12 protein-coding genes and 1 tRNA gene are annotated in these 16,850 nt (G+C 72.3%); 6 read left to right on the top strand and 7 right to left on the bottom strand.

From position 1 onward, the window contains the following. Genes ACY1JF_RS21195 through ACY1JF_RS21185 form a run of 3 tightly spaced genes read left to right on the top strand, consistent with a single transcriptional unit; the run spans position 1 to position 3,409 of the window. Complete coding sequence (locus tag ACY1JF_RS21195) at positions 1-1,827, top strand: branched-chain amino acid ABC transporter permease (protein WP_462706754.1); 1,827 nt, start codon at positions 1-3, stop codon at positions 1,825-1,827. Beyond that, a complete protein-coding gene (locus ACY1JF_RS21190; protein WP_462706818.1) occupies positions 1,824-2,696 on the top strand; it encodes an ABC transporter ATP-binding protein in 873 nt (290 codons plus the stop codon). Before ACY1JF_RS21195 ends, ACY1JF_RS21190 begins: the two co-directional genes overlap by 4 nt. Then, positions 2,693-3,409 carry an ABC transporter ATP-binding protein gene (locus ACY1JF_RS21185; protein ID WP_462706753.1) on the top strand — a complete coding sequence of 239 codons (717 nt, stop codon included), beginning with the start codon at positions 2,693-2,695 and terminating at the stop codon, positions 3,407-3,409. Before ACY1JF_RS21190 ends, ACY1JF_RS21185 begins: the two co-directional genes overlap by 4 nt. A gap of 76 nt (positions 3,410-3,485) precedes the next feature. Here the strand turns inward: ACY1JF_RS21185 and ACY1JF_RS21180 are convergent, their stop codons facing one another. Beyond that, on the bottom strand, positions 3,486-4,148 hold the full coding sequence (locus ACY1JF_RS21180) for an ANTAR domain-containing response regulator (RefSeq protein ID WP_215173684.1): 663 nt from the start codon (positions 4,146-4,148) through the stop codon (positions 3,486-3,488). 100 nt (positions 4,149-4,248) lie between these two features. On the opposite strand from ACY1JF_RS21180, the gene ACY1JF_RS21175 reads away from it, so the two are divergent. Beyond that, positions 4,249-4,321: transfer RNA gene (locus ACY1JF_RS21175), tRNA-Leu, on the top strand. 282 nt (positions 4,322-4,603) lie between these two features. Here the strand turns inward: ACY1JF_RS21175 and pyk are convergent. Further along, on the bottom strand, positions 4,604-6,028 hold the full coding sequence (gene pyk, locus ACY1JF_RS21170) for a pyruvate kinase (RefSeq protein ID WP_462706752.1): 1,425 nt from the start codon (positions 6,026-6,028) through the stop codon (positions 4,604-4,606). A 411-nt stretch (positions 6,029-6,439) separates the two neighbouring features. On the opposite strand from pyk, the gene ACY1JF_RS21165 reads away from it, so the two are divergent. Continuing rightward, positions 6,440-8,248 carry a bifunctional metallophosphatase/5'-nucleotidase gene (locus tag ACY1JF_RS21165; RefSeq protein ID WP_462706751.1) on the top strand — a complete coding sequence of 603 codons (1,809 nt, stop codon included), beginning with the start codon at positions 6,440-6,442 and terminating at the stop codon, positions 8,246-8,248. A 42-nt stretch (positions 8,249-8,290) separates the two neighbouring features. On the opposite strand, the gene ACY1JF_RS21160 is transcribed toward ACY1JF_RS21165, so the two are convergent. The 4 genes from ACY1JF_RS21160 to ACY1JF_RS21145 all read right to left on the bottom strand — a co-directional run bounded on the left by ACY1JF_RS21160 (position 8,291) and on the right by ACY1JF_RS21145 (position 14,684). Continuing rightward, on the bottom strand, positions 8,291-9,694 hold the full coding sequence (locus ACY1JF_RS21160) for a lysine N(6)-hydroxylase/L-ornithine N(5)-oxygenase family protein (RefSeq protein WP_462706750.1): 1,404 nt from the start codon (positions 9,692-9,694) through the stop codon (positions 8,291-8,293). Then, complete coding sequence (locus ACY1JF_RS21155; protein WP_462706749.1) at positions 9,691-11,061, bottom strand: pyridoxal phosphate-dependent decarboxylase family protein; 1,371 nt, start codon at positions 11,059-11,061, stop codon at positions 9,691-9,693. The genes ACY1JF_RS21160 and ACY1JF_RS21155 overlap by 4 nt, the downstream gene beginning before the upstream one ends. Positions 11,062-11,405: 344 nt before the next feature. Next, positions 11,406-13,916, bottom strand: a complete 2,511-nt coding sequence (gene pepN / locus ACY1JF_RS21150) for an aminopeptidase N (protein ID WP_462706748.1) — start codon at positions 13,914-13,916, stop codon at positions 11,406-11,408. 423 nt (positions 13,917-14,339) lie between these two features. Next, positions 14,340-14,684 carry a chorismate mutase gene (locus ACY1JF_RS21145; protein WP_462706747.1) on the bottom strand — a complete coding sequence of 115 codons (345 nt, stop codon included), beginning with the start codon at positions 14,682-14,684 and terminating at the stop codon, positions 14,340-14,342. 157 nt (positions 14,685-14,841) lie between these two features. Here ACY1JF_RS21145 and ACY1JF_RS21140 point away from each other — a divergent pair, with 157 nt between their 5' ends. Beyond that, complete coding sequence (locus ACY1JF_RS21140) at positions 14,842-15,738, top strand: hypothetical protein (protein WP_462706746.1); 897 nt, start codon at positions 14,842-14,844, stop codon at positions 15,736-15,738. A gap of 51 nt (positions 15,739-15,789) precedes the next feature. On the opposite strand, the gene ACY1JF_RS21135 is transcribed toward ACY1JF_RS21140, so the two are convergent. Continuing rightward, positions 15,790-16,515, bottom strand: coding sequence for a vWA domain-containing protein (locus tag ACY1JF_RS21135; RefSeq protein ID WP_462706745.1), 726 nt, complete (start codon positions 16,513-16,515; stop codon positions 15,790-15,792). Between the last annotated feature and the right edge of the window lie 335 nt (positions 16,516-16,850).

The following is a 16,850-nucleotide window of genomic DNA, read 5'->3' as shown; positions in this document are numbered from 1 at the left end:
ATGACCACACAGACCACCGCCCCGAAGACCCCGGACACCCCCGCCCCGGGCGCCCCCACCGGCCTCATCGGCATCCCCCCGCACCTCGGACGCGCCCTCGCCACCGGCGGCGGCCTCCTCACCGTCGCCTCCACCTTCCTGGCCTGGACCTGGACCGACGCCTTCCCCGGCGACCTCACCGTCTACGGCTACCCCGGCGGCCTCCAGGTCCTCGTCCTCATCGCCGGCGCCCTCACCGCCCTCCTCGGCACCGCCTCCTACGGCGTCAAGGGCCTGCGATGGCTCACCCCCGCCGGCGCCGACGCGGCCGTCAAGTTCGCCGCCCTCGCCGCGTTCGCCACCACCTGGTACACCGTCATCGCCATCAGCGCCCAGCTCGGCGGCGTCGTCAACCTCGAACCCGGCGGCTACATCGCCGCCGCCACCACCCTCATCGCCCTCCTCGGCGCCCTCGCCCTCCCCTTCGAACGGCCCGCGCCCGACCCCTTCGACCCCGACGACACCGGCTGGGAGCAGTTCCGGCACCGCGCCGCCCAGAACTGGGGAACCGTCAAGGCCGCCTTCGCCGGCGGCACCCCCCGCCCCGCGCCCGCCCTGCCCCCCTACGCCGAGATACTCGTCATCGTCGCCGTCCTCGCCGTCGCCCTCACCGTCTTCACCTACGGCATCGGCACCGAGTACGACGAACTCTTCGTCGGCTTCCTCATCACCGCCGGCCTCGGCTTCAGCGCCCTGCACCGCGCCGGCCTGATCGCCCGGATCTCCCGGATCACCGCCCGGCACCAGAGCACCACCGTCTTCGGCGCCTTCATCGCCGCCGCCCTCTTCCCCTTCACCCAGACCGACGACCAGTACGCCACCATCGGCGTCTACATCCTCATCTTCGCCACCGTCGCCCTCGGCCTGAACATCGTCGTCGGCCTCGCCGGACTCCTCGACCTCGGCTACGTCGCCTTCCTCGGCGTCGGCGCCTACGCCGCCTCCCTCGTCTCCGGCTCCCCCAACAGCCCCCTCGACGTCCACTTCCCCTTCTGGGCCGCCGTCCTCGTCGGCGCCGCCGCCTCCCTGGTCTTCGGCGTCCTCATCGGCGCCCCCACCCTGCGACTGCGCGGCGACTACCTCGCCATCGTCACCCTCGGCTTCGGCGAGATCTTCCGCATCACCGCCAACAACCTCGACGGCACCTCGGGCCCCGACGTCACCAACGGCGCCAACGGCATCGCCGGCATCCCCGACCTCAAGATCCTCGGCTGGGACCTCGGCACCCAGCACGACATCGCCGGCTTCACCATCGGACGCTTCGCCAACTACTTCTTCCTGATGCTGCTCATCACGGCCGTCGTCGTCCTCGTCTTCCGGCGCAGCGGCGACTCCCGCATCGGCCGCGCCTGGGTCGCCATCCGCGAGGACGAGACCGCCGCCCTCGCCATGGGCATCAACGGCTTCCGCGTCAAACTCATCGCCTTCGCCGTCGGCGCCTCCCTGGCCGGTCTCGCCGGCACCGTCCAGGCCCACGTCACCTACACCGTCACCCCCGAGCAGTACCTCTTCGCCGGCACCACACCGCCCAACTCCGCCTTCCTGCTCGCCGCCGTCGTCCTCGGCGGCATGGGCACCATCGGCGGCCCCCTCCTCGGCGCCGCACTGCTCTTCCTCATCCCGAACAAGCTCCAGTTCCTCGGCGACTACCAGCTCTTCGCCTTCGGACTCGCGCTCGTCCTGCTGATGCGCTTCCGCCCCGAGGGACTCATCCCCAACCGCCGCCGGCAGCTCGAATTCCACGAAGAGGCCGAAGCACCCGCGGTCCTCGGCAAGACAGGGGCCTGACCACCATGACCACCACCACGGGAACCACCCTCGGGCCAACGGTCCTCGACGCCCGCGGCGTCACCATGCGCTTCGGCGGCCTCACCGCCGTACGAGGCGTCGACCTCCAGGTCAACAGCGGCGAGATCGTCGGCCTCATCGGCCCCAACGGCGCCGGCAAGACCACCTTCTTCAACTGCCTCACCGGCCTCTACATCCCCACCGAGGGCGAAGTCCGGTACAAGGACAAGGTCCTGCCGCCCAAGTCCTTCAAGGTCACCGCCGCCGGCATCGCCCGCACCTTCCAGAACATCCGGCTCTTCGCCAACATGACCGTCCTGGAGAACGTCCTCGTCGGCCGCCACACCCGCACCAAGGAAGGCTTCTGGTCCGCCGTCCTGCGCGGCCCCGGCTTCCACAAGGCGGAGGCCGCCTCCCGGGCCCGCGCCACCGAACTCCTGGAGTTCGTCGGCCTCGCCGCCAAGGCCGACCACCTCGCCCGCAACCTCCCCTACGGCGAACAGCGCAAGCTGGAGATCGCCCGCGCGCTCGCCAGCGAGCCGGGCCTGCTGCTGCTGGACGAACCGACCGCCGGCATGAACCCCCAGGAGACCCGCGCCACCGAGGAACTCGTCTTCGCCATCCGCGACCAGGGCATCGCCGTCCTCGTCATCGAGCACGACATGCGGTTCATCTTCAACCTCTGCGACCGCGTCGCCGTCCTGGTCCAGGGCGAGAAACTCATCGAGGGCGACAGCGCCACCGTCCAGGGCGACGAACGCGTCATCGCCGCCTACCTGGGCGAACCCCTGGAGAACGACCCCGGCGCGGCCGAGGCGGCCGAGGTGGAGGCCGCCGAGGCCCACGCCCCGAAGGAGAACGACCGATGACCGCACTCCTGGAGGTCGAGGACCTCCGCGTCGCCTACGGCAAGATCGAAGCCGTCAAGGGCATCTCCTTCACCGTCGACGCCGGCGAGGTCGTCACCCTCATCGGCACCAACGGCGCCGGCAAGACCACGACCCTGCGGACCCTGTCCGGCCTGCTCAAGCCGGTCGGCGGCCAGATCAGGTTCGACGGCAGATCGCTGAAAAAGGTCCCCGCCCACCAGATCGTCGCCCTCGGCCTCGCCCACTCCCCCGAGGGCCGCCACATCTTCCCCCGCATGACCATCGAGGACAACCTGCGCCTCGGCGCGTTCCTGCGGAGCGACAGGGCAGGCATCGAGAAGGACATCCAGCGCGCCTACGATCTCTTCCCCATCCTGGGGGAACGCCGCAGGCAGGCGGCGGGCACCCTCTCCGGCGGCGAACAGCAGATGCTCGCCATGGGCCGCGCCCTGATGTCCCAGCCGAAACTCCTCATGCTCGACGAGCCCTCCATGGGCCTGTCCCCGATCATGATGCAGAAGATCATGGCGACCATCGCCGAGCTGAAGGCCCAGGGCACGACCATCCTGCTCGTCGAGCAGAACGCCCAGGCGGCGCTCTCCCTCGCGGACCAGGGGCACGTCATGGAGGTCGGCAGCATCGTGCTGTCCGGCAGCGGGCAGGACCTCCTGCACGACGAGTCGGTCCGCAAGGCGTACCTCGGCGAGGACTGACCCCGCGGCATGACGGAGGCCCGCGTCCCGGTCGGGGACGCGGGCCTCAGCCGTACGTACTCAGGTACTGGGATGCTCAGCCCTTGTCCTTGGGAGCCTTCTTCTCCGCGGCGTCCTCGATGACCGCCTGGGCCACCTGCTGCATCGACATCCGCCGGTCCATCGACGTCTTCTGGATCCACCGGAACGCGGCCGGCTCGGTCAGCCCGTACTCCGTCTGCAGCACCGACTTCGCGCGGTCCACCAGCTTGCGGGTCTCCAGCCGCTGGGAGAGGTCCGCGACCTCCTTCTCCAGCTCCTTCAGCTCCGTGAACCGCGAGACGGCCATCTCGATCGCCGGGACGACGTCGCTCTTGGAGAACGGCTTCACCAGGTACGCCATCGCACCCGCGTCCCGCGCCCGTTCCACCAGGTCGCGCTGCGAGAACGCGGTGAGCATCAGCACCGGGGCGATGCTCTCGCCGGCGATCTTCTCGGCCGCGGAGATGCCGTCCAGCTTGGGCATCTTCACGTCCAGGATCACCAGGTCGGGACGGTGCTCACGGGCCAGCTCGACGGCCTGCTCGCCGTCGCCGGCCTCGCCGACGACGGAGTACCCCTCCTCCTCCAGCATCTCTTTGAGGTCCAGCCGGATGAGCGCCTCGTCCTCGGCGATGACGACACGGGTCGTCAGCGGAGGCACGTGCGACTTGTCGTCGTCGGTCACGTCGGCGGGCTGGGGCGACTCGGGGGCGGTCACGTGGGCTCCTTGTTCGGCGCAGACTACTGCTGACAAGAGCCTACCTAGCTGCGGTAAGGTAGGGCGCGGCGGGTGACCGCCATCCTCTGTTTTACAGGAAGCCCCGGTAGTCCAGCGGTAGAGACACGGTGCTCAAACCACCGACAGCGTGGGTTCGAATCCCACCCGGGGCACTTTCCCTTCGAATCAAAGGTCGCCACCGTCCAGCGGATGTCCACGTTCCCGTGAACATCCGCTCCTTGCCGCGCGTCGAGGCCGCCCCGCCTTCCCGGTGGCTCCCTGTACGACGTCGGCACACGCAAGCGGGCGCTCGCGCTCGTCGCACAGGGCCGCGGCCTCACCTCAGTGACGCGGCGCCGAGCGGACTCCCCCGGTTCGGCATTCCCGGCCGTCCGCAAGGCTCCCGCGGCCCTCATGGGGAGGCTCACGCGGGCCCGAAGCACTGGTCCGGCGTTCTACTCCTCGCCGATCCGATGCACCCGCACCATGTTGGTCGTCCCCGACACCCCGGGCGGGGAGCCCGCCGTGATGATGACCACGTCGCCCTTCCGGCAGCGGCCGTACTCAAGGAGGAGCTCGTCCACCTGGGCGACCATCGCGTCCGTGGAGTCGACGTGGGGGCCGAGGAAGGTCTCCACGCCCCAGGTGAGGTTGAGCTGGGAGCGGGTGGACGGTTCGGGGGTGAAGGCGAGCAGGGGGATGGGTGAGCGGTAGCGGGACAGGCGGCGGGCCGTGTCGCCGGACTGGGTGAAGGCCACCAGGAAGCGGGCGCCGAGGAAGTCGCCGATCTCGGCCGCCGCGCGGGCGACCGCGCCGCCCTGGGTGCGGGGTTTGGTGTGGCCGGTGAGCGGGGGGAGGCCCTGGGCGAGGAGGCCTTCCTCCGCCGCCTCGACGATGCGGGACATCGTGCGGACCGTGTCGATCGCGTGCTTGCCGACGCTGGTCTCGCCGGAGAGCATCACCGCGTCCGTGCCGTCGAGGACCGCGTTGGCGACGTCGGAGGCCTCGGCGCGGGTGGGCCGGGCGTTGTCGATCATCGAGTCGAGCATCTGGGTGGCGACGATGACCGGTTTGGCGTTGCGCTTGGCGAGCTTGACGGCGCGTTTCTGGACGATCGGGACCTGTTCCAGCGGCATTTCGACGCCGAGGTCGCCGCGGGCGACCATGATGCCGTCGAAGGCGGCGACGATGCCGTCGAGGTCCTCCACCGCCTGGGGCTTCTCGACCTTGGCGATGACGGGGAGGCGGCGGCCCTCCTCGTCCATGACGCGGTGCACGTCGTGGATGTCGCGTCCGCTGCGGACGAAGGAGAGGGCGATGACGTCGAAGCCGGTGCGCAGCGCCCAGCGCAGGTCGTCCTCGTCCTTCTTGGAGAGGGCGGGGACGGAGACGGCGACGCCGGGGAGGTTGAGGCCCTTGTGGTCGGAGACCATGCCGCCCTCGACGACGCGGGTGCGGACGCGGGGGCCGTCGACGGCGGTGACCTCCAGGCAGACCTTGCCGTCGTCGACGAGGACGCGTTCGCCGGGGGTGACGTCGTCGGCGAGGCCGGCGTAGGTGGTGCCGCAGCCGGTGCGGTCGCCCTGGGCGCCGTCCTCGACGGTGATGGTGAAGGTGTCGTCGCGTTCGAGGAGCACGGGGCCCTCGGTGAAGGTGCCGAGGCGGATCTTCGGGCCCTGGAGGTCGGCGAGGAGCCCGACGCTGCGGCCGGTCGCGTCGGATGCCTTGCGGACCCGTCGGTACCGCTCCTCGTGTTCGGCGTGGCCGCCGTGGCTGAGGTTGAAGCGGGCGACGTCCATGCCGGCCTCGACCAGTGCCTCGATCTGGTCGTAGGAGTCGGTGGCGGGTCCCAGGGTGCAGACGATTTTCGCTCGGCGCATGGGGCGAGCCTATGACTTACCGGCGGGTAGAGAATTCGCCGTGTATGACCGCTCAACGACCTTTGGGTGAAACCCTTTTGACAAGTGGTTAGGTGTGCGGCGGGATGCTCCGATGAGCGTTCCCCGAGGTGCCTCTCGGCTTTTTCGGGTGTTTTTTCGATGGCCGGTCACAGGGTCGGCGCGCTCACGGTGAAGGCGCGACGGAATCGCGGGTGGCGGCGCGGCGGCCGTGTGCGCCCACGGTGACGCCGATCGCGGCCGTACGTCCCGCTCTGTCACCTCTTGGGGGCGCGCGGCCCCGGCGAGTCACCGGATCGAAACCTGCCGGGACTGTTGCCGGCCGTGTTGAGCGGCCACAATCTACGCGCGTTGTCCACATGGGTCGCGGGACCCGTCATCCAGGAGACCAGCATGCCGTTGAACCGCCGGAAGTTTCTGAAGAGGTCCGCCGTGACGGGGGCGGGGGTGGCGCTGGCCGGTGCGGCGGCGGCTCCGGCGGCCGAGGCGGCGCCCGCCGGCCACGGGCGCAAGCCGGAGGGCAAGCGGTACGCGCTGACGGTGATGGGGACGACCGACCTGCACGGGCACGTCTTCAACTGGGACTACTTCAAGGACGCGGAGTACACGGACTCGGCGGGCAACGCGCAGGGGCTGGCGCGGGTCTCGACGCTGATCGACCAGGTGCGCGAGGAGAAGGGCCGCGGCAATACGCTGCTGCTGGACGCGGGTGACACGATTCAGGGGACTCCGCTGACGTATTACTACGCGAAGGTGGACCCGATCACCGCCGAGGGCGGACCGGTGCATCCGATGGCCCAGGCGATGAACGCGATCGGTTATGACGCGGTGGCGCTGGGCAATCACGAGTTCAACTACGGAATCGAGACGCTGCGCAAGTTCGAGGAGCAGTGCGATTTCCCGCTGCTCGGTGCGAACGCGGTGGACGCGAAGACGCTGAAGCCCGCTTTCCCGCCGTATTTCATGAAGACGTTCCGGGTGAAGGGCGCGCCGCCGGTGAAGGTGGCGGTGCTGGGGCTGACCAACCCGGGGATCGCGATCTGGGACAAGGCGTACGTGCAGGGGAAGCTGGCGTTCCCGGGCCTGGAGGAGCAGGCGGCGAAGTGGGTGCCGAAGCTGCGGTCGATGGGCGCGGACGTGGTGGTGGTCTCGGCGCACTCGGGCGCTTCGGGGACGTCGTCGTACGGTGACCAGTTGCCGTACGTGGAGAACGCGGCGGCGAACGTGGCCCGGCAGGTGCCGGGGATCGACGCGATCCTGGTCGGGCACGCGCACACGGAGATCGCGGAGCAGCGGGTCGTCAACGAGCGGACCGGCGAGGAGGTCGTGCTGTCGGAGCCGCTGTGCTACGCGGAGCGGCTGACGCTGTTCGACTTCGAGCTGGTGCACGAGAAGGGCCGTTGGCGGGTGGAGTCCGTCAAGGCGTCGCTGCGGGACTCCCGCACGGTGGCGGACGATCCGAGGATCACGCGGCTGCTGGAGGACGAGCACGCGCTGGTGGTGGCGTACGTCAACCAGGTGGTGGGGACGGCGACACAGACGTTGACGACGGTGGAGGCGCGGTACAAGGACGCGCCGGTCATCGATCTGATCACCAAGGTGCAGGAGGACGTGGTCAAGGCGGCGCTGGCGGGGACGGAGTACGCGTCGCTGCCGGTGCTGGCGCAGGCGTCGCCGTTCTCGCGGACGTCGGAGATCCCGGCGGGCGAGGTGACGATCCGGGATCTGTCGAGTCTGTACGTGTACGACAACACGCTGGTGGCGAAGGTGATGACGGGCGCTCAGCTGCGGGCGTACCTGGAGTACTCGGCGGAGTACTACGTCCAGACCCCGGCGGGCGCGGCGGTGGGCGTGGAGAAGCTGACGAACGCGGGCGGCCGTCCGGACTACAACTACGACTACGTCTCCGGGCTGGCGTACGAGATCGACATCGCGCAGCCGGCGGGTTCGCGGATCAAGAACCTGACGTACGGGGGTGCGGCGCTGGACGACGCTCAGCGGTTCGTGCTGGCGGTGAACAACTACCGGGCCAATGGCGGCGGGGCGTTCCCGCACGTGGCGTCGGCCGAGGAGGTGTGGTCGGAGTCGACGGAGATCCGTACGCGGATCGCCGAGTGGGTGACGGCGAAGGGCGTGCTGGACCCGGCGGACTTCGCCTCGGTGGACTGGCGGCTGACGCGGGACGGGACGCCGGTGTTCTAGCCGTCCGGTCGTCGTCCGGACGGCCGTTGCCGGTCGTCGGCCTCAGGTTCCGTCCGTGAGCGGGGTGAGTACGCGCGCCTCGCCTGCGGAGGGGATCTGGGGCCGTCGCCGTTCCAGGCCGAAGGTGGTGAAGGCGGTGCGGCGCGGGAGGGGGTAGGGGTCGGTGCCGGTGAGGGTGTTGAGGATGGTGGCGCTGCGCCAGGCGGCGAGTCCGAGGTCGGGGGCGCCGACGCCGTGGGTGTGGGTCTCGGCGTTCTGTACGTAGATGTGGCAGCCGGCGCCGGTGACGATGGGGTCGAGGAGGAGGCGGAAGCGGTCGTCGACGCGGGGGCGGCCGGCGTCGTCGCGGAGCAGGAAGGAGTCGACGCCGGCGAGGAGCTGGTCGAGGCAGCGGTGGCGGTAGCCGGTGGCGAGGACGACGGCGTCGGTGGTGAGGCGGGAGCGGGTGTCCTGTTCGGTGTGTTCGAGGTGGAGTTCGATCTGGGTGGTGGCGACGCGGCCCGCGGTGCGGACGCGGACCCCGGGGGCGAGGACGGCGTCGGGCCAGCCGTCGTGGAGGGAGCGGCGGTAGAGCTCGTCGTGGATGGCGGCCAGGGTGGTGGCGTCGACGCCTCTGTGGAGCTGCCACTGGGCGGGGACGAGGCGGTCGCGGACGTGCTCGGGCAGGGCGTGGAAGTAGTGGGTGTAGTCGGGGGTGAAGTGCTCCAGGCCGAGTTTGGAGTACTCCATGGGGGTGATGGCCCCGGTGCGGCCGATCCAGTGCAGGCGTTCACGGCCGGCGGGGCGGTTGCGGAGCAGGTCGAGGAAGATCTCGGCGCCGGACTGGCCGGTGCCGACGACGGTGACGTGGCCGGCGGTGAGCAGGGCGGTGCGGTGGTCGAGGTAGTCGGCGGCGTGCAGGACGGGGACGCCGGGGGCGTCGGCGAGGGGCTTGAGCGGTTCGGGGACGTGGGGTTCGGTGCCGATGCCGACGACGAGGTTCTTGGTGCGGGTGCGGCCGAGGGCGTGGGCCTCGCCGTCGGCGCCGAGGTGGGCGTAGTCGACCTCGAAGCAGCCGCGTTCGGGGTGGAAGCGGACGGCGTCGACCTGGTGGCCGAAGCGGAGGGAGGGGAGGTTCTCGGCGACCCAGCGGCAGTAGGCGTCATAGGCGGTGCGGTGGATGTGGAAGTGCTCGGAGAAGTAGAAGGGGTAGAGGCGTTCGCGGATGCGGAGGTAGTTGAGGAAGCTGAAGCGGCTGGTGGGGTCGGCGAGGGTGACGAGGTCGGCGAGGAAGGGGACCTGGAGGCGGGCCTCGTCGATGAGGAGGCCGGGGTGCCAGTGGAAGGCGGGGCGCTGGTCGTAGAAGACGGTGTCGAGGCCGGTCAGGGGGTGGGCGAGGGCGGCGAGGGAGAGGTTGAAGGGGCCGATGCCGATGCCGACCAGGTCGTGGGGGCGGGTGGTGTTCATCGGGGGGTGTGTCCTTCCACGAGGTCGAGGAGGGCGGTGAGGTCGCCGGGGCCGGTGCGGGGGTTGAGGAGGGTGGCCTTGAGCCAGAGCCGTCCGTCGGGACGGGCGCGGCCGAGGACGGCGCGGCCCTCGGTGAGCAGGGTGCGGCGGAGGGCGGCGACGGCGGGGTCGGGGACGCCCGCGGGGCGGAACAGGACGGTGCTGAGGGGCGGTGGGGCGTAGAGGTCCAGGGCGGGGCGGGCGTCGACGAGGCGGGCGAGGTCCTGGGCGCGGGCGTGGACGTGGTCGACGAGGGCGCCGAGGCCGGTGCGGCCGAGGGTCTTGAGGGTGACGGCGATCTTGAGGATGTCGGGGCGGCGGGTGGTGCGCAGGGAGCGGCCGAGGAGGTCGGGGAGGCCGGCGTCGGTGTCGTCGGCGGCGTTGAGGTAGTCGGCGCGCTGGTCCAGGGCGGTGAGGTCGGTGGGGTCGCGGACGGTGAGGAGGCCGGCGGCGATCGGCTGCCAGCCGAGTTTGTGCAGGTCGATGGCGGTGGTGTGGGCGCGGTCGAGGCCGGTGAGCTTGGTGCGGTGGCGGTCGCTGAAGAGGAGGCCGCCTCCGTAGGCGGCGTCGATGTGGAGCCGGGCGCCGTGGCGGGCGCAGGTGTCGGCGATGGCGGGGAGGGGGTCGATGAGGCCGGCGTCGGTGGTGCCCGCGGTGGCGGCCACGACGACGGGGCTGCCGGGGCCGGGGAGCCGGGCGAGGGTGTTGTCGAGGGCGGCGGGGTCGAGGGTGCCCGCGGGGGTGGGTACGGGGACGGGGTCGGGCAGGCCGAGGAGCCAGGCGGCGCGGGGCAGTGAGTGGTGGGCGTTGGTGCCGTGGACCAGGCGGGTCTTCGGTCCCTGGGTCTCGCGGGCGAGGAGCAGGGCGAGGTGGTTGGACTCGGTGGCGCCGGTGGTGACGAGGGCGTCGGCGTGGCCCGCCTCGTGGGCCAGGGCGTGGGTGACCAGGGTTTCGAGGGCGCAGGCGGCGGGGCCCTGGTCCCAGGAGTCCAGGGAGGGGTTGAGGACGCCGGCGGCGAGGTCGGCGGCGGCGCCGACGGCGAGCGGCGGGGCGTGCAGGTGGGCGGCGCACAGGGGGTCGGCGGGGTCGGCGGAGCCGGCGGCGAGGGCGGTGACGAGGGTGTGCAGGGCGCCGGGGTCGCCGTGGTCGGGCAGGACGTCGCCGAGGGCGGCGCGGGTGCGGGCGGCGACGGCGTCGGGGCCGCCGGCGGGCAGTGGTCCGCCGCGGGCCCGGGTGCCGGTGCGGAGGGCGTCGAGGACGGTGCCGAGCAGGGGCCGCAGGGCGTGGGGGCCGTCGGGGCCCGAGGCGAGGGGCGGCGGGGTGCTCATCGGTGTCCTCCGGTGCGCGGCGGGGTGTCCTCCAGCGTGTACGCGGGAGGGGGCCGCGTCCGGGGGTTCGGTGAACAGCACCCGATGGAGGTACCGCCGTGCGGGGAGGGCGGGGCGGAGAAGGGGGAGGAGGGCGTGCCGCCGGCCCGGAGGGGCCGGCGGCGGGCGGGGCCGGGCGGGGCCGGGTCCCGTGCGTCTCGTCGGCCCGAGCGTCCGGCGAGGTCGTCGGCGTCCGGCGGGATCGTCCAGGGCCTCCAGGGCCTCGTCCCGCGCGGACGGGGCGGGAAGCTGGGGCCCGCCGCACGTCCGGGAAGGGGTCGGGCGATGTCACCCGCCGGGCCGGCTCAGGCCCCGTGCGCCTCACGGACCCGGAGCGCTCGTCCCAGGTCGTCCAGTTCGTCGACGAGCCTGCGGCGCAGGGACGGGACGGGGTCGGCGTCGCGCAGGCAGTCCTCGCCGAGGCGGAGGGTGTCGGGGTCGACGGCGTGCACGGGGAAGGCCCAGCGGCCCGCGGCGGTGGCGACGGCGGGGCCGCGGCGGGCGGCGACGGCGACCGCGTCGGGGAAGTAGCGGGGCACGTACTCCCGTACCAGGTCGGCCTGCTCGGGCTGCCAGAAGCCCTGGGCGGTGGCGGTGAACAGGTAGTTGGAGAGGTCGTCGGAGCCGAACATGGCGTCCCAGGCGCGGGCCTTGGCGCCGGGGTCGGGCAGGGCGGCGCGGCAGCGGGCGGCGCCCTCCTGGCCGGTGGCGCTGGGGTCGCGGTCGAGTTCGGCGGCGATGGCGTCCTCGTCGGTGGCTCCGAGGACGGCGAGCCGGGTGAGGATGCGCCAGCGCAGTTCGGGGTCGAGTTCGGGGCCGCCGGGGACGGTGCCGTCGGCGAGCCAGGCGGCGATGGTGTCGGGGTGGGCGGCGGTGGCGATGCGGTGGCGTACGGCGATCAGGCGGCGCCCGGGGTGGTCGCCGTCCTCGGTGCGGCGGATGAGGTCGCGGCACAGCTCGGTGAGGGTGGCCAGGGCGGCGGGCCGCTGCCCGGGGGTGAGGTAGCGGTCGGCGATGTGGCCGTGGGCGAAGCCGAGGACGCCGGTCAGGAGGGCGAGGTCGGTCTCGTGCGGGAGGTGGGCGCGGGCGGTGTCGAGGTAGGCGCCGGGGTCGAGTTCGCCGTCGCGGACGGCGTCGCGCAGGGCGTTCCAGACGACGGCGCGGGTGAGGGGGTCGGGCAGGCCGGAGAGGTGGGTGCGGACGGTGGCGAAGGACTCGGGGTCGAAGCGGACCTTGGCGTAGGTGAGGTCGCCGTCGTTGAGGAGGAGCAGGGCGGGACGGCGGCCGAGGGTCTGGGGCTCGCTCTGCGGGATGTCGAGGTCGAGGCGGGCGCGCGGGATGAGCCGGCCCTCGTCGGTGAGGTCGTGGTCGTAGAGGCCGACGGAGACGCGGTGGGGGCGGGTGCCGGTGTGGTCGACGGTGAGGGTGCGGGTGCCTCCGGGGCCGGGGGCGAGGCGGGGGGTGAGGGTGTCGACGCCGGTGGTGCGCAGCCAGCTGTCGGCCCAGGCGTGGACGTCGCGGTCGGTGGCGGTGGCGAGGGAGTCGATGAAGTCGGCGAGGGAGGCGTTGGCGAATCTGTGCCGGGCGAAGTGGGTGTTGATGCCGGCCAGGAAGTCCTTCTCGCCGAGCCAGGTGACGAGCTGACGCAGGGCGGAGGCGCCCTTGGCGTAGGAGATGCCGTCGAAGTTGAGGAGGGCGGAGGCGGTGTCCTCGACGTCCTCGGGGGCGACGGGGTGGGTGGAGGGGCGCTGGTCGGCGTCGTAGCCCCAGGGCTTGCGGGTGACGCCGAACTCGGTCCAGGGGCCGGTGAAGCGGGTGGCCTCGGCCGTGGTCTGGTAGCCCATGTACTCGGCGAAGGACTCGTTCAGCCAGATGTCGTCCCACCAGCGCAGGGTGACGAGGTCGCCGAACCACATGTGGGCCATCTCGTGGGCGATGACCATGGCGCGGGTCTGGCGTTCGGTGTCGGTGACGGCGGAGCGGTGGACGAACTCGTCGCGGAAGGTGACCAGGCCCGGGTTCTCCATGGCACCGGCGTTGAACTCGGGGACGAACGCCTGGTCGTAGGAGTCGAAGGGGTAGGGCTCGTCGAACTTCTCGTGGTAGCGGTCGAAGCAGGCGCGGGTGATGTCGAGGATCTCGTCGGCGTCCGCGTCGAGGTACGGGGCGAGGGAGCGGCGGCAGTGGATGCCGAAGGGCAGGCCGCGGTGTTCGGTGGTGACGGAGTGCCAGGGGCCGGCGGCGACGGCGACGAGGTAGGTGGAGATGGGCGGGGTGGTGGCGGCGGTCCAGCGGCCGTCGTCGGTGCGTTCGGTGACGCCGTTGGCGAGGACGGTCCAGCCTTCGGGGGCGCGGACGGTGAGGTCGAAGCGGGCCTTGAGGTCGGGCTGGTCGAAGGCGGCGAAGACGCGCTGGACGTCGTCCATGAACAGCTGGGTGTAGAGGTAGGTCTCGCCGTCGGCGGGGTCGGTGAAGCGGTGCATGCCCTCGCCGGTGCGGGAGTAGGCCATGGCGGCGTCGACGCGCAGTTCGTGCTCGCCGGGGGTGAGGTTCTTCAGCGGCAGGCGGTTGTCGTCCAGGTCCGCCGGGTCGAGGGGGTGCCCGTCGAGGGTGACGCTGTGCAGCCGGTCGGGCCTGACCTCGACGAAGGTGTCCGTGCCGACCGCGGGCTCCGTCCCGCCGCGCACGGTGAAGCGGATGGTGGTGAGGGAGTCGAAGGTCTCCTCCCCACCGGTCAGATCGAGGGCGATCGTGTAGTGGTGGACGTCGAGGAGCCGGGCACGGGTCTGCGCTTCGTCGCGCGTCAGTACGGACATGGACGACATGCTGCCCGATGCCGGTCGGAGCGCACAGAGGCGGTTCGGTACGTGGCTTATGTCCGGTCTTTCCGGGGACGGTCGCGCTCCCCCTCGCGCGCTCCCCGGGGTCTGGGCGCGGGGGCGCGGGGCGTCGGGGCGCGGGGCGCCGGAGCGGGGCGGCCGGGACGCGCTGGGGCTGTTCCGCGCGGCGCGCGCGGGACCGCGTCGGGGCCGTCGGCGCCGGGGGTCCGTACGCCGGCGATCAGCGTTCCGGCGCCCGGCGCTGCTCCGGCACCGCCGGTACGGCCCGCGTCCTGCCTTGCGCGGCAAGAGCGCACGACCGTACGGCAGGGGGCGCGCGGCCGTGCGGCGAGGGGTGCGCACGGCGCGGCACGCCCGTGCGCGTCCCCGTGCCACTCCCCTGGTGCGGCCTCGGCCGGGTCAGCCGGGAGCGGAGCCGGTGCCGGTGCCCTCCGCGATGCGCTCGTGGTGGTGGATGACCTCGGCGATGATGAAGTTCAGGAACTTCTCGGCGAAGGCCGGGTCGAGTTTGGCGTTCTCGGCCAGGGTCCGCAGCCGGGTGATCTGTTCGGCCTCGCGGGCCGGGTCGGCGGGCGGCAGCTGGTGGCGGGCCTTGAGGTGGCCGACCTGCTGGGTGCATTTGAAGCGCTCGGCGAGCATGTGGACGACGGCGGCGTCGATGTTGTCGATGCTGTCGCGCAGCCGGGCGAGCTCCTCGCGGACGGCGGGGTCGGCTCCACTGTTACCGGTGTTGCTGGTGGTCATGACGGGTCAGCCTACGGGGCGGTGCGCGGGCGGCGCCGGGCCGTCTCAGCACCCGGCGGGGGCACGGGTGGGGCGGCTTGCCGCGGCCGGACGCGGGGCGGGCCGGGAGGGTGCCCCGTACAGTGGAAGCGGGTTCCGGCGTCTTGGGGGTACGGACGTGGCGAACGACGGGCCGGTCGAGCACGGCTACCCGCACCTGGAGACGGTGCGGGCCGCGGTCACCGCGCTGTACAGGCGGCTGTCGTACGACACCGTCCGGACCTTCGCGGCCAGCGTGGCACCGGCCGACGTGGCGTTCGGCGACGCCGACGACCTGCACCTGGGGGTGCAGAGGGTGGCCCGGGAACTGGTGCGGCACTACCGCCTCCCGGACGCCCGGCTGATCGTCTCCTTCCGTGCGATGACCCAGGCCGCCCATGTCGAACTGGCCGCCGGGCCGGAGTACTTCGTCGAGCTGAACGACCGCTTCCGCGCCCATCGCCGGGACATCGGCGCCGCGCTGGCGCACGAGGTGACGCATGTGTACCTGCACCGCCTGGGGCTGTCGTTCCCGGGCACGCGGGACAACGAGATCCTGACCGACACGGTGACGACGTACCTGGGCGCGGGGTGGCTGCTGCTGGACGCGTACCGCCAGGACGCGGCGTCCTCGCAGAAGCTGGGGTACCTGACGCCGGAGGAGTTCGGGTACGTACTGGCCAAGCGGACGCTGGTGTTCGGTGAGGACCCGGCGGTGTGGTTCACCAGTCCGCAGGCGTACTCGGCGTACGTGGCGGGCCGGGAGCTGGCCCGGCGGGACGAGCGGCGGCCGCCGCTGGCGGCGGCCGGCTGGGCGGGCCGGCGCCGGTACGCCCGGGACCGGCGGCAGGCGCGGGACCGGGCGGCGGACTGCGGCGGGGCGGGGGTGCCGTACGCGTTCTCCCCGGACGCCCGGGGTCTGCTGCGGGTGTCCTTCCCGTGCCCGACCTGTCACCAGCGCATCCGGGTGCCGGTGCGGGGCCGGGTGCGGGCGCGGTGCGGGCTGTGCCGGACGGTGCTGGAGTGCGACACGTGAGCCGGAGCGCCCCGGCACCCGTCAGCTCCCGGTGACGATCCCCTGGGTCCGTCAGCTCCCGGTGACGATCCCCCGGGCCCGCGCCTCCACCAGCCACTTGGGGAACTCGCCCACCAGACGGTCGTACAGCTCGGCGTCGGACACCGCGCGCGGGTCCTGTCCGGCGTGGAAGAAGCCGGCGTTGTCGACCACCCGCTTGCCGGGGACGGCCAGTTCGCCGAGCCTGCGGAGGTAGTCGAACTGCTTGCCGCCCCGGTCGCCGAAGCCGACGAACTGCCAGAACAGGGGCAGCCGGGCGGCCTTGCAGAGGTAGCGCTCGGCGGCGAGCCGGTTGACGGGGCCGCCGTCGGTCTGGAAGACGACGAGGGCGGGGGCGGTGGAGCCGCTGTCGAGGTAGTGGTCGATGACGGCGTCCATGGCCAGGTGGTAGGCGGTCCTGCCCATGTGGCCCAGGCCCGCCACGATCCGCTCGACGCGGCCCTGGTGGTCGGTGAGCGCGATGTCGGTGACCGCGTCGACGTCGGTCGAGAAGAACACCACCGGCACGGTGCCGTCGTCGTCGAGGTGCGCGGAGAGCGACAGCACCCGGTCGGCGAGCGCCTGCACGCTGCCGTCCTCGTAGTACGGCCTCATGGAGCCGGAGTAGTCGACGACGAGGTAGACGGCTGCCCGCAGGCCGTCCAGTCCGTGCCCGCTCAGGGAGGCACCGGCGCTCTTGTACAGGCTGACCAGCGCGGGCGCGCTCTCCTCGACCTCGCTCAGGCTGATCGCGGCCATCGGACTCCCCCACTCGCACCACGGCACAGGCTGCCGAGGTTACGGCACTGATCGACCCTGCTCTCAGCCTGTCCACAGAAGTTCGCTATTTTGTTCGCTACCGCCCCGTTCCCCACCACCCGGAGGAGCCGGCTCTTGGAGCCCGAGCCCGTCGTCACGACCTGCTGCCGCCGTCCGGCGGTGAAGTGTCCCGTCCTTCGCACTCGCCGCGAGCGGTACCTCCGCCCGGACCGCGGGCGCCGGACGTCCGCCGGCCGCCGGTGCCGGGAGCGCGCGGGGCAGGGCGCGCGCCCGCTCCGCCGCGCCCTCGCCCTCGTCCTCGCCGGCGGCCGGCC

The sequence above is a fragment of the Streptomyces sp. SYSU D01066-1 genome, from assembly GCF_054956795.1.
The sequence above is the reverse complement of the archived record's forward strand: the minus strand, read 5'-3'. Positions and strand labels throughout refer to the sequence as shown.

Excerpts from the sequence above, each read along its gene's own strand:
- ACY1JF_RS21195 (WP_462706754.1), top strand. The coding sequence starts at position 1 with ATGACCACACAGACCACCGCCCCGAAGACCCCGGACACCCCCGCCCCG.
- ACY1JF_RS21185 (WP_462706753.1), top strand. The coding sequence starts at position 2,693 with ATGACCGCACTCCTGGAGGTCGAGGACCTCCGCGTCGCCTACGGCAAG.
- pyk (WP_462706752.1), bottom strand. The coding sequence starts at position 6,028 with ATGCGCCGAGCGAAAATCGTCTGCACCCTGGGACCCGCCACCGACTCC.
- ACY1JF_RS21165 (WP_462706751.1), top strand. The coding sequence starts at position 6,440 with ATGCCGTTGAACCGCCGGAAGTTTCTGAAGAGGTCCGCCGTGACGGGG.
- ACY1JF_RS21160 (WP_462706750.1), bottom strand. The coding sequence starts at position 9,694 with ATGAACACCACCCGCCCCCACGACCTGGTCGGCATCGGCATCGGCCCC.
- ACY1JF_RS21155 (WP_462706749.1), bottom strand. The coding sequence starts at position 11,061 with ATGAGCACCCCGCCGCCCCTCGCCTCGGGCCCCGACGGCCCCCACGCC.
- pepN (WP_462706748.1), bottom strand. The coding sequence starts at position 13,916 with ATGTCCGTACTGACGCGCGACGAAGCGCAGACCCGTGCCCGGCTCCTC.
- ACY1JF_RS21145 (WP_462706747.1), bottom strand. The coding sequence starts at position 14,684 with ATGACCACCAGCAACACCGGTAACAGTGGAGCCGACCCCGCCGTCCGC.
- ACY1JF_RS21135 (WP_462706745.1), bottom strand. The coding sequence starts at position 16,515 with ATGGCCGCGATCAGCCTGAGCGAGGTCGAGGAGAGCGCGCCCGCGCTG.